Below are 12,422 nucleotides of genomic sequence, written 5' to 3' on the forward strand. Positions count from 1 at the left end.
CGACGAAGGCCTCCGGGACGAAGGGAGCCAGGTCGTCCGGTCCCTCGCCCAGGCCGACAAGCTTGACCGGGACCCCCAGCTGACGCTGCACGGCGACGACGATGCCGCCCTTGGCCGTGCCGTCGAGCTTGGTGAGGACGACGCCGGTGACGTTGACCGCCTCGGCGAAGACCTTGGCCTGGGCCAGGCCGTTTTGTCCCGTCGTCGCGTCGAGCACCAGCAGGACCTCGTCGATCGGCGTCTGCTTCTCGATGACCCGCTTGACCTTGGCCAGCTCGTCCATGAGGCCGACCTTGTTGTGCAGACGACCGGCGGTGTCGATGATCACCACGTCGACCTCGGCGTCCGCGGCGGCCTTGACCGCGTCGAAGGCCACGGCTGCCGGGTCGGCGCCCTCACGGTCGCTGCGCACGGTGGGGACGCCGACGCGGGCGCCCCAGGTCTCGAGCTGGTCCGCAGCAGCAGCGCGGAAGGTGTCGGCCGCGCCGAGCAGCACGTCCCGGTCGTTGGCGACGAGCACCCTGGCCAGCTTGCCGACGGTCGTCGTCTTGCCGGTGCCGTTGACTCCGACGACGAGGATGCAGGCGGGTCGGTCGCCGACGCGCGATGCGGCCAGGCCCCGGTCCAGGCTGGGATCGACGAGTGCGAGCAGATCGGAGTAGAGCCAGTCCTTGGCCACCTCGGGGTCCGTGGTGCCGTCCACCGACACGTGCTCACGCAGGGAGTCCACGAGCTCGGTCGTCGGCTCCATCCCGAGGTCGGCGATGAGCAGGGTGTCCTCGACCTCCTCCCAGTCCTCCTCGGTGAGCGTGCCCTGGGAGAGCAGGGCGAGCAGGCCCTTGCCGATCGCGCCGTTGGAGCGGGCCAACCGCGAGCGCAGGGCTCGCATCCGGTCACGGGTGGGCGCCGGGGTGTCGATCTGCTGCTCGGGCTGGGCCCCGAGCTCAGGCTCGACCTCGACCTCGACCTCTGGTTCAGTCTCCGGGGGGCTCTCGGCGACCGGCGGGAGCGTCCGGGCCCGTTCGGCGCCCTCGTCGGAGGCCGGCGGGACGAAGTCCTCGTCCGTCGCGTCGGTCGTCGGCTCGGCCGGAGCGCTCTCGTCCTGAGCGACCGGCTCGGTGGTCGCCTCGGTCTCGGGCTGCGCGACCGGCGGCTGCTCCCCCTTCGCCTCCTCCGGTGGAGCCTGGGGCTGCGCATGCTCGCTGGGGCGGTCGAGCACGATCGTCCCGCTGCGGTGGTCGGTCGAGCCCTTGGGCCGCTCGGGGGGACGGTGCTCGGGCGGGAGCTCCTTGGTCTTGCCGCCTCCGCCGCGCAGCAGCCCCGCCGCAAGTCCCCCGAGGAGGAGCAGCAGGCCGACGGCCACGGCGATGTACTCGGTCAGTGTGTCGATACCCATCACGGGGTCATCCTCGCAGGATCGTGCGGCGCCGACGAACTGCCGTCAGGAGCGAAGGGAGGGCACGCTCGCCTCGTCCTCGGGTCGGGCAGCGAGGGCACGCGCCCACGCGAGCAATCCGCCGACGTCGATGCCGTGCGGGGCGATGACGGTGTACCGCGCGATGGCATCGGCGCCTCGGGTCGTCACGCTCGTCGCCCCCCGGAGGTTGCCGCGACGCTGGTGGGTCAGGCCGACCGCCAGCTGGGCCAGCCCCTGCCACAGTGCCCGCTCGGGGTCGGGCGCCACCTTCCACTGCTCCTCGAGGACCTCGTGGGCGTGGAAGGGCATGTCCCGGTCGAGGTAGTCCTGCGCGTCAGCGAGTGCTTCGTCGGGCGTGCGATCGCGGACCTCGACCCTCTCCACGCCTGCGCTCCCGTGCGGCAGCGGACGCCCCAAGCCGTCGCGGGGCCGAGCATTTTCGGCCCGGCCGCGCGCGTCACGGTCTCGATCGTCAGACATCCGCGGCTCAGAAGAGCGAGACCCGCTCCTGCGGGTCGAGCCACATCTCGTCGCCCTCACCCGTGCCGAAGGCCGAGTGGAAGGCGTCGATGTTGCGCACGGCATTGGCCCGCACGTCCTGAGGACTGTGGGGGTCGATTGACAGCAGACGCACGGCTTCCTCGGTGCGGGCATCGCCGCACCAGACGCGGGCCCAGTTGCTGAAGAAGCGCTGCTCCCCCGTCAGCCCGTCGGCGTCGGCCTCGCTCGCCGACTCGCCGGCCGCGATGAGGTACGCGGCGTGGCCGATGGCCAGACCCCCGATGTCACCGATGTTTTCGCCGACGGTCAGCGCGCCGTTGACCGTGTGACCGGGCGCGTTGCGCGTCGTGAGGCGGTCGAACTGGGCGACGAGCGCGTCACGGCGCTCCTCGAAGGCGGTCCGGTCCTCCTGGGTCCACCAGTCGCGCAGGTTGCCCTGGCCGTCGAAGGTCGAGCCGGCGTCGTCGAAGCCGTGCCCGATCTCGTGCCCGATGACCGCGCCGATGCCGCCGTAGTTGTCGGCGTCGTCGCCCTCGGCGTCGAAGAAGGGCGGCTGCAGGATCGCGGCAGGGAAGACGATCTCGTTGAGTCCGGGGTTGTAGTAGGCGTTGACCGTCTGGGGCGTGAGGAACCACTCGTCCCGGTCGACGGGGCCGTCGAGCTTGGCGAGCGCCCGGTCGACCTCGAAGGCGGCGACGCGGCGAACATTGCCCACGAGGTCGCCCTCACGGATCTCGAGCGCGGAGTAGTCACGCCAGGTGACGGGGTGCCCCACCTTGGGCGTGAAGGCCTCCAGCTTGGCGATGGCCTCCTGCTGCGTCGCCGCTCCCATCCACTCGGACGCGGCGAAGGACCGACGGAAGGCCTCGACCAGGTTGTCGACGAGCTCAGCCATCCGCTCGCGGGCAGCCGGCGGGAAGTGGCGCTCGACGTAGAGCTCCCCGACGGCCTCGCCGAGCGAGACGTCGACGAGGGAGACACCACGCTTCCACCGGGCACGCTGCTCGGGGATGCCGGAGAGGGTGCGACCGACGAAGTCGAACTCCGCCGCGACGATGCGCGCGTCGAGGTAGGCCGCGTGCGCCTGGACGATGCGCAGCCGCAGCCAGTCACGCCAGGTCGCGAGGTCGGTGTTGCCCAGGGCCAGGGAGAGTCCGCGCAGGAAGTCCGGCTGACGGACGACGACCTCGGCGAAGGGGGCCTGCGCCCCGAGCCCCACGGCCCAGGCACCCCAGTCCACCGCCGGGGCGAGGTCGGTGAGCTCCGCGGCGTCGACGAGCGTGTAGGTCTTGATCGGGTCTCGGTTGGTCACCCGGTCCCAGTGGCTCTCCGCGAGCAGGGTCTCGAGGTCGACCACGCGGGCGGCTGCCTCGGCCGCCGCCTCGTCGTCGAGGCCGACAGCCAGGACGAAGAGCCGGGCGACGTGCTCGCGGTACGCGGCGAGCGTGGAGGCGTGCTGGTCATCGCGGTAGTACGACTCGTCCGGCAGGCCCAATCCGCCCTGCTCGAGGTAGAGCACGTAGCGCGAGGAGTCACGATCGTCGGTGTTGACGAAGGGCAGGACGACGCCACTGACGCCAGCGCGTGCCAACCGGCCGGTCAGGGCCATGAGGTCGGGGATGCTCGTGACCTCCTCGACGCTCGCGAGGAGGTCAGCGATGGGCTCGACACCGAGCTCGTCGGCGCGGGCCTCGTCGAGGAAGGAGCGGTAGAGGGCGCCGACCTTGCCGGCGACGTCGTCGGCCGCGACCTGGCCCGACTCGACCGTGGCACTGACCTCCTCGATGAGGACGCGCACGTCCTCCTCGGCGCGCTCGCGCAGGACGTCGAAGGCCCCGTAGCGACCGCGGTCGGCGGGGATCTCCACGGCCTCGAGCCAGTGGTTGTTGATGTGCCCGAAGAGGTCGTCCTGCGGACGCACCCGCGGGTCGACGGGGCCCCGGAATCCGGGAGTGCGGTCGACTGCGGAGCTCATGAGGCCCTTCGTTTGTCGGCAACACCGTGCTTGGCGGGTACACCGTGCTTGTTGGGTGGCTCGGAGTCGGCGGCGGAGCGCTTTGCGGGCGCGGCGCTGGAGATCAGGCCGGAGGTGCGGCTCGCCGCACCGTCGGCGCCCTCGCGCACCTTGACCACGACTCGCTCGCCGCGGGCGGTGAGGATCTCGCGCCCCTCCCGCCTCGCAGGGATGGCGACCAGTGCCATGACGGCGACGGACAGGACGAGGCAGAGCAGGAGCCCCACGATCATGGCGGTCATGCGCCCATCGTCCTCTCTCCGGCGAGGCTGCTCAACTCGACCCGCCGTCGTCACCCTCACGGACTCGGACGGAGGGAGGTCAGACGGGCTGCGCCTGCCCCGGCGCGACATCACGCAGCCGCTGGCTGACGACCGTGGTGATGCCATCGCCCCGCATCGAGACGCCGTACAGCGCGTCCGCGACCTCCATCGTCTTTTTTTGGTGGGTGATGACGATCAGCTGGCTGGAGTCGCGCAGCTCCTCGAAGAGCATGATCAGGCGCCCCAGGTTGGTGTCGTCCAGGGCCGCCTCGACCTCGTCCATGATGTAGAAGGGCGACGGTCGCGCCTTGAAGATCGACACGAGCAGGGCGACCGCGACGAGCGAGCGCTCTCCTCCGGAGAGCAATGAGAGTCGCTTGACCTTCTTGCCGGGTGGGCGAGCCTCGACCTCGATGCCGGTGGTGAGCATGTTGCTCGGGTCGGTGAGGATGAGGCGGCCCTCGCCGCCCGGGAAGAGGCGGGAGAAGACCCCTTCGAACTGCTCGGCCGTGTCCGCGAAGGCCTCGGAGAAGACCTGCTCGACCCGCTCGTCGATCTCGGCGACGATCGCCAGCAGGTCCTTCTTCGACTGGCGCAGGTCCTCCAGCTGGGTGGTGAGGAAGGTGTGCCGCTCCTCGAGGGCCGCGAACTCTTCCAGCGCCAGGGGGTTGACCTTGCCCAGCGCCCTCAGCCCGCGCTCGGCCGTGCGCAGCCGCTTTTCCTGCACCTCGCGCACATACGCCTGCGGCTGCGGGAAGTCCTCCGCCTCCGGGTCCTCGTCGGGGCCGGCGACGTGCGGGACGAGCTGGTGGGGGCCGTACTCCTCCATGAGGACGTCCGGGTCGACACCCAGCTCCTCGATCGCCTTGCCCTGCAGCTGCTCGATCCGGGCGATCTGCTGTGCCCGGGCGACCTCGTCGCGGTGCACCTCGTCCGTCAGCTCACGCAGGGAGTCCTGCTGGCCGGTCAGCTCGGTGCGCAGCCCCCTCAGTGCCTCGTCACGCTCGACCCGCTCGGCCTCCCCCGCGTCGCGCTGCTGGGCAGCTGTCGCAGCGGCATCGGCGATGCGGTCGGCCGACCAACGGGCCGCGGTCTCGACGGCAGCCGCCACCTCGGCCTCGCGGCGACGGCGCTCCCGGCGGGCCCGCAGTCGCTCGCGTGCGGCGATCTCGTTGCGCGCAGCACCCTCGAGCGACTCGGCGCGTCCGTGCAGTGAGCGGGCCCGCTCCTCCTTGGTGCGCAGGGCGAGGCGCACCTCGGTCTCGGCGGTGCGAGCAGCCCGTGCCTCGAGCTCGAGGCGCTCACGGTCGTCGGTGGTCGCGTCGGCCTCGTCGTCCTCGGGGGTCGCGGACGCGTCGTCGAGGCGCTGCTCGAGCTCGGCGAGCTCGGTGCGGTCGCCCTCCAGAGCGGTGGAGATGTCGGCGATCTTGGCCCGTGTGCGCTCGGCCTCGGCCCTGGCCGTGCGGGTCGTCGTCCCCAGGCCCCCGAGCTGCTCGGCGACGGCAGCCATCCGGGCATCGGACTCGTGCAGGGCCTCCATGGCGGCATCCAGGGCCTCGCGGCGCTCGGCGAGGACATTGCGGGCCGTCGTGAGGGCGAAGGTCGACTCCTCGCTGCGGCGCGTCGCGTCCTGCAGCGTCGTGCGCGTCTCGTCGACAGCAGCCTGCAGCTCGAGCAGGCTGGGGGCCGCGCTGGAGCCACCTCGGACGAATCCGGGCCCGTAGACATCTCCGTCCTGCGTGACGGCGGTGAGGTCACCGACCTCGTCGAGGAGCGCAAGGGCCGCGGGTGTGTCCGACACGATCACGACCCGCTCGAGGACCTGCTCCACCGCCGGTCGCACCCCGTCGGGCGACTCGACGACATCGAGGGCCCACACGGCGCCGTCGGGCAGGTCCGGCCATGCGCTCCGGTCGGAGGGGCGCGCGGTGGCCCCGACGACGAGGGTCGCCCGCCCGGAGTCGTCGGTCCGCAGCCGCTCGACCGCTCGCGCCGCCGCAGCGATGCTGCCGACGGCCAGCGCATTGCCGGCCTGGTCCAGGGCCGCGGCGACCGCGGCCTCGTGCCCACCGATGACGGTGACGAGCTCAGCGACCGAGCCGAGGATCTCGTGGTCCCCCTCGGCAGCCTCACGCAGGGCCTCGACCCCGTCCTTGCGGCGCAGGCTCAGCTCGAGCGCCTCGAGGCGGGCCTGGGCGGACTGACGGTCCCGATCGGCTGTCCGGCCGGCCTCGACGATCCGCTCGACCTCGTCGGCGGCCGCGTCGTGCTCCTCGACCGCCCGCTCGTAGACCTCGTCCAGGCCTTCTTCGCTGCCTTCCTCGTCAGCGATGGTGCCCTCGAGCCGGTGGAAGTCCCGCTCGGCCGCGTCGGCTCGGGCGAGCGCCGTGGCGACGCTCTCCTCGAGACGACCCACCTCGGCCTCACGTGCCTCGATGCGGGAGCGGCGGGCACCGACCTGGCCGGCCAACCTGGCCAGACCCTCTCGTCGGTCCGCGACCCTCTGGGCACGCGCGGCGATGCGCTGCTGCTCGGCGGTGAAGGCCTGCTCCAGGCCCTCTCGTGCGGCGACCGCCTCGGCGAGGTCCTCGGTGATCCGGCCGATCTCGGCTCGCAGCTCTTCTTCGTCGGCCCTGGCCTGGGCCGCCTGGGCACGCAGCGCCTCCGGATCGCGGCCGCTCGTCGTCTCGACCTCTTCGTCCTGCCCCAGCAGACGCACCCGCTCGGCCGCCAGGGAGGCGGTGGCGACCAGCCGGTCGGTGAGCGAGGCCAGGCGCACGGCCCGCTGCTGGGCGGCGGCGAGGTCGGCAGCCGCCGCGGCGCCCGCCTCCTCGTGCTCGGTGATGCGTGCGCGGGCGGCAAGGACCGCCTGCTCCAGGGTCTTGCGGCGCTCGAGCATCGCCTGCTCGTCGGCGACCTCCTGCTCGAGGGCAGACGTCATCCGCACGAGGTCATCGGCGAGCAGCCGGTACCGGGCGTCACGCGCATCGGCCTGGATGACGACAGCCTTGCGTGCGGTCTCGGCCTGACGGCCCAAGGGGCCGAGCTGGCGACGGATCTCGGTGGTCAGGTCGGCGACGCGGGAGAGGTTGGCCTCCATCCCGTCGAGCTTGCGGATCGCCTTTTCCTTGCGCTTGCGGTGCTTGAGGACACCTGCGGCCTCCTCGATGAACCCGCGTCGCTCCTCAGCAGTCGCCCGCAGCACCGCGTCGAGCTGCCCCTGCCCGACGATGACGTGCATCTCGCGGCCGATACCGGAGTCGGACAGCAGCTCCTGGATGTCGAGCAGCCGGCAGGAGGTGCCGTTGATCGCATACTCGGAGCCGCCGTTGCGGAACATCGTGCGGCTGATCGTCACCTCGGAGTAGTCGATCGGCAAGGCACCATCGGTGTTGTCGATCGTCATCGTCACCTCGGCGCGCCCGAGCGCCGCCCGACCGGTCGTCCCGGCGAAGATGACGTCCTCCATCTTGCCGCCGCGCAGGGTCTTGGCCCCCTGCTCCCCCATCACCCACGCCAGGGCATCCACGACGTTGGACTTGCCCGAGCCGTTGGGCCCGACGATGCAGGTGATCCCCGGCTCGAGCCGCAGGTGGGTCGCCGAGGCAAAGGACTTGAAGCCCTTGAGGGTGAGGCTCTTGACGTACACGAGCGGGACACTCCTCGGGCTGACGGCGGACGATCCGGGCCCACTCTACGGTGCGGGGGGCCTCTGGGGCTTGAGCCAGCGCGGAAGTTACCTGCGGGTACGACGTGCACCCATGGGAAAAACGCGCCTGGGATCCGCGGCAACCCAAGGGCCAGCAGGTGCCGGCCCAGCCAGGTGCACGTCGTACCCGCAGGTAGGCCAGCGCGGATCGGCGACGTGGCGGATCACGGGCGGGTCGTCAACCGACCCGACCCAGCAGGAAGTACGGATGGGCTACGCCGTCAGGACGATCGGGTCGCCGTCGGTGATGGCGATGGTGTGCTCGCTGTGGGCACCACGGGAGCCGTCGACGCTGCGCAGGGTCCAGCCGTCGGGGTCGGTGAAGATCTCGTCGGTGGTCGCCAGGAACCACGGCTCGATGGCGATGACCAGACCGGGGCGCAGGGGGATGCCCCGACCGGCGCGGCCGTCGTTGGAGATGTGCGGGTCGCCGTGCATCTCCCGACCGACGCCGTGGCCACCGAAGTCGGTGTTGATCGAGTAGCCCTCGCTGCGCGCGACGGCGGCGATCGCGGCGCTGATGTCACCGGTCTTCTTGCCCGGGCGCGCGACCTCGATCGCGGCAGCGAGCGCCCTCTCGGTGGTGTCGATGAGGCGCAGGTCCTCGGGGTCGGGGGTGCCGACGACGAAGGAGCGTGCGGCGTCGCTGACCCAGCCACCCACGGACACGGCGAAGTCGACCGACAGCAGGTCGCCGTCACGCAGGTGGTAGTCGTGCGGGAGCCCGTGCAGGACGGCGTCGTTGACCGACGTGCACAGCACCTTGCCGAAGGGGCTGGCGCCGAAGGACGGGTGGTAGTCGATGTAGCAGGAGCTCCCACCGGCCGCACGGATCATGTCGTGGGCGAGGGCGTCGAGCTCGAGCAGGTTGGTGCCGACCGTGGCGGTCTCACCGAGCCGCTGGAGGACATCGCTGACCAGACGTCCTGCGGGCCGCATGGCCTCGATCTCCTGGGGGGTCTTCAGCTCGATCATGCGTCTGCGTCCTCTGCGGATCCGGCCTGCCGCCCCGCAATCTGTTCGTGGTGGTGGATGACCTCGGCGATGACGAAATTCAGGAACTTCTCCGCGAAGACCGGGTCCAGACCTGCGTCACGGGCCAGGCCGCGCAGCCGGGCGATCTGGCGGTCCTCGCGGGCGGGGTCGGCCGGCGGCAGGTCGATGCTGGCCTTGAGCACGCCCACGCTCTGGGTGGCCTTGAAGCGCTCGGCCAGCAGGTGGATCAGGGCCGCGTCGATGTTGTCGATGGACTGGCGCAGCCGCAGCAGCTCGGGATGTGTCTCGCTCACCCGGCCAAGGCTAGGTCACGTGGCGCGGCCACCCGACTCGATCTCACTTCTCGACGAAGCCGGCGGTCGCTCCCTTCGCGCTGGCGTCCTGTCGGACCACGGTGGTGACGCTGCCCGGTCGGCGGGTGGTGGAGGGCTGCTCGCGCAGCAGTTCCTCGAGACGATCCAGTGCCGAAGGGGGTCCCTCCGCCACGACCTCGACCCTTCCGTCGTCCATGTTGCGGGCATGACCGACGAGCCCGAGCTCGAGGGCCCTGGCCCTCGTCCACCACCGGAAGCCCACTCCCTGGACCCGTCCCCGGACGAACAAGGTCGCGCGCGCCGCACTGCTCATGCCCGCGAAACTACCGGTCCCACGGTGCGCCTCCCCCACCACGGCCCCCTGAGTGCTTAGCGTCGACCTCGTGGGTCAGCCAACCGCCACCGCCGACGTCGAGGTCCCCTCGGCGCCCGCTGCGGCCTCCCCCGAGGTCAGCACGCCCGCGATCAAGCGATCTCCTCGCGGGTACCTCGCCGGACTCGACGGCCTGCGTGCCCTCGCCGTCGTCGCCGTGGTGATCTTCCACCTCGATCCTGCGTGGCTGCCCGGCGGCTTCCTCGGCGTCGACATCTTCTTCGTCATCTCCGGTTTCCTCATCACGACGCTGCTCGTGCGCGAGCGTCGCGCCACCCGCCGGATCGACCTGCGCGGGTTCTGGACCCGCCGGGCCCGCCGACTGCTGCCGGCCCTCCTCGTCGTCGTCCCGGCCGCGATCCTCATCGCCCGGACGGTCGAGGCCGACCTGCTCGTCGGGGTCCGCCGTCAGGCGCTCGGTGCACTGACCTTTTCCACCAACTGGCTCGAGATCGCCCAGGGCAGCAACTACTTCGCCGCCAGCTCCCCGCAGCTGTTCATGAACTTCTGGAGCCTCGCGGTCGAGGAGCAGTTCTACCTCTTCTGGCCGCTCGTGATGCTCGGTCTGCTGACGCTGCACCGCCGCTTCGCCCTCACCGAGGGCGCGCTCGCCACGATCGTGCTGGGCGTCGGCGTCGCCTCTGCCGTCATGATGGCCCTCACCTACGACGGGGCCAATGCCACCCGCGCCTACTACGGCACCGACACCCATCTCTTCGGCCTGATGCTCGGGGCGTCACTGGCGATCGTCTGGACCGGCCCCCTTCGCGCCTACACGACCCATCCCAGGTGGTGCGCCCACCGCCGGTGGTTCGTCGGTGGGGCGGTCGCCACCATCGCGGCCCTCTTCGCCCTGGCCGGCGAGGAGCACGCCTGGACCTTCGCCCTCGGCATCCCGCTCATCTCGGTGGCCAGCGCCATCCTCCTGCTCGCCGCCGTGGAGCGGCCCGGGAGGCTGCGGACCGTCCTCGAGCTGCCGCCCCTGGCGTGGGTCGGGCAGCGCTCCTACGGCATCTACCTGTGGCACTGGCCGGTCATCCTGATCGTCGCCCAGGACATCCCGACCAACGCCGGCACCTCCGCCTTCGTGTGGACGCGGGTGTGGGCGATCGTCGTGACCCTCGCCCTCGCGGACCTGTCATTCCGTTTCGTCGAGACACCGGTGCGGCGACTCGGCTTCCGCGAGACCGGCCGTCGGATCCTGGGCGCCTTCACCCTGCTGCGGTCCGTGCGCACCCGCCGCGTGGTCCTCGGCGTCGTCGTCGCATCGGCGCTGGTCCTGGGCATCGTCCTCGTGACGGCCCCGGACACCACGACCACGCAGCGGACCATCGAGCAGAACCAGGCCCGTGCGGCTGCCCCGCGCAAGACCGAGCCCGCCCCGACCTTCTCCGGGACGGCGAGCTTCACGATGCCCACCGGGGACGAGATCGACGTCTTCGGTGACTCCATGGTCGTCGGGTCGGTCCCTGCACTCGAGTACTACTTCCCCGGGATCCAGATCGACGCCCGCTCCAACCGTCGGTGGAGCGACGGACTGGCCGCTGTCGAGTCCGCCGGACCCTCACTGCGCCGAGCCGTCGTGCTCGCCTTCGGCACCAATGCCGGGACCGATCCCGAGACCGTCGAGGCGATCTTGAACGAGATCGGCGACGACCGCATGGTCGTCATCGTCAACCTGCACGCGGACCGACTCTCCCGCATCGACGACGACAACGCGGCGCTGAAGAAGATCGCCGGCAAGCACCCCAATGTTGCTCTCGCCGACTGGGATTCCGCCGTGGCAGCCACCGACCTGCAGTCGGACGGCATCCACCCCTCTCTCGGCGGCGCACACACCTACGCGGCGACCGTCCGTCAGGCCTTCGCCGACCTGACCAAGAAGCACACGGGCAAGACCGTCACGCTCAAGGAGCTCCCCCGTCCGTGAGCCCGCATCTGCCTAGGCAGATGTAGCGCCACGGGGCCGCACCTGGCAGCGCGGGCAGCTGGTCGAGCTGCGGTTCATGAACTGCTCCCGCCGCATCGTCGTTCCGCAGCGCGGACACGGGCGCCCCTCCTGCCCGTAGGCGGACAGCGACCGGTCGAAGTATCCGGAGGCACCGTTGACGTTGACGTACAGGGCGTCGAAGCTCGTGCCGCCTTGGGCCAGGGCCTCCGCCATGACATCGCGCGCATGGTCGAGGAGGCGCCCGATGGCCGGCCGGGTCAGGTCGCTGGCCAGCCGCTCCCCGTGCACCCCGGCGCGCCACAAGGACTCGTCCGCGTAGATGTTGCCGATGCCCGAGACGACGGTCTGGTTGAGCAGCACCCGCTTGATCCCGCTCCGTCTGCCCTTGACATCGCGCACGACCGCATCGCGGTCGTAGTAGGGGTCGAAGGGGTCGAGTGCGATGTGCGCGACGCTCGAGGGCACACCGTCGACCAGATCGGCCAGGGCGAAGCCTCCGAAGGTGCGCTGGTCGACGAAGCGCAGCTCTCGCCCGCCGTCGGCGAACCGGATCCGCGCGTGGGTGTGCTTGGCCTCGGCATCCTCGGGGTCGGTGACGAGCATCTGCCCGCTCATGCCGAGGTGGACGATGAGGCCCTCATCGGGCACGGCGTCCTGGGCATCCGCCAGCGAGAGCCACAGGTACTTGCCGCGCCGGTGCGCGCCGGTGATCGTGCGTCCGGCCAGACGGTCCTCGAGATCACGCGGGCCCGGCTCGTGCCGGCGGGCCACGCGGTGGCCGCGCAGCGAGAGCGTCTCGATGGTCCGCCCGGCCACGTGGTCGGCGAGGCCGCGACGCACGACCTCGACCTCGGGCAGCTCAGGCATGTGGCAGCCTCGCCACG

The 12,422-nt window shown here is 71.2% G+C and carries 10 protein-coding genes; 1 reads left to right on the plus strand and 9 read right to left on the minus strand.

Annotated elements, in window-relative coordinates; genetic code table 11:
* The 8 genes from ftsY to JLI01S_RS13830 form a co-directional block, all read right to left on the minus strand.
* Positions 1-1,396 (minus strand): signal recognition particle-docking protein FtsY (gene ftsY, locus JLI01S_RS13795; RefSeq protein WP_068265614.1); only part of this gene is annotated, 1,396 nt, incomplete at its 3' end.
* A gap of 45 nt (positions 1,397-1,441) precedes the next feature.
* A complete protein-coding gene (locus JLI01S_RS13800; protein WP_068265617.1) occupies positions 1,442-1,897 on the minus strand; it encodes a DUF309 domain-containing protein in 456 nt (151 codons plus the stop codon).
* Positions 1,898-1,904: 7 nt separating this feature from the next.
* Positions 1,905-3,893 (minus strand): M13 family metallopeptidase, encoded by a 1,989-nt coding sequence (locus tag JLI01S_RS13805; protein WP_068265619.1) that lies wholly within the window; start codon positions 3,891-3,893, stop codon positions 1,905-1,907.
* Positions 3,890-4,174, minus strand: a complete 285-nt coding sequence (locus JLI01S_RS13810) for a hypothetical protein (RefSeq protein ID WP_068265621.1) — start codon at positions 4,172-4,174, stop codon at positions 3,890-3,892. The genes JLI01S_RS13805 and JLI01S_RS13810 overlap by 4 nt, the downstream gene beginning before the upstream one ends.
* A 79-nt stretch (positions 4,175-4,253) precedes the next feature.
* Positions 4,254-7,844: a chromosome segregation protein SMC gene (smc, locus tag JLI01S_RS13815; RefSeq protein WP_068265623.1), complete on the minus strand. Its 3,591-nt coding sequence runs from the start codon at positions 7,842-7,844 to the stop codon at positions 4,254-4,256.
* A 273-nt stretch (positions 7,845-8,117) separates the two neighbouring features.
* A complete protein-coding gene (gene map, locus JLI01S_RS13820; protein ID WP_068265625.1) occupies positions 8,118-8,879 on the minus strand; it encodes a type I methionyl aminopeptidase in 762 nt (253 codons plus the stop codon).
* The gene (locus JLI01S_RS13825; protein WP_068265627.1) at positions 8,876-9,193 is read right to left on the minus strand and encodes a chorismate mutase; all 318 of its coding nucleotides are present in this window, start codon (positions 9,191-9,193) and stop codon (positions 8,876-8,878) included. Before JLI01S_RS13825 ends, map begins: the two co-directional genes overlap by 4 nt.
* A 43-nt stretch (positions 9,194-9,236) precedes the next feature.
* Positions 9,237-9,527 carry an acylphosphatase gene (locus JLI01S_RS13830; protein WP_068265629.1) on the minus strand — a complete coding sequence of 97 codons (291 nt, stop codon included), beginning with the start codon at positions 9,525-9,527 and terminating at the stop codon, positions 9,237-9,239.
* Between the two features lie 70 nt (positions 9,528-9,597).
* Between JLI01S_RS13830 and JLI01S_RS13835 the strand changes: the two genes are divergently transcribed.
* A complete protein-coding gene (locus JLI01S_RS13835) occupies positions 9,598-11,517 on the plus strand; it encodes an acyltransferase family protein (protein ID WP_068265632.1) in 1,920 nt (639 codons plus the stop codon).
* A 12-nt stretch (positions 11,518-11,529) separates the two neighbouring features.
* On the opposite strand, the gene mutM is transcribed toward JLI01S_RS13835, so the two are convergent.
* Positions 11,530-12,405 (minus strand): bifunctional DNA-formamidopyrimidine glycosylase/DNA-(apurinic or apyrimidinic site) lyase, encoded by an 876-nt coding sequence (gene mutM / locus JLI01S_RS13840; RefSeq protein ID WP_068265634.1) that lies wholly within the window; start codon positions 12,403-12,405, stop codon positions 11,530-11,532.
* Between the last annotated feature and the right edge of the window lie 17 nt (positions 12,406-12,422).

This window comes from Janibacter limosus NBRC 16128 (assembly GCF_001570985.1).
Classification (GTDB): domain Bacteria; phylum Actinomycetota; class Actinomycetes; order Actinomycetales; family Dermatophilaceae; genus Janibacter; species Janibacter limosus.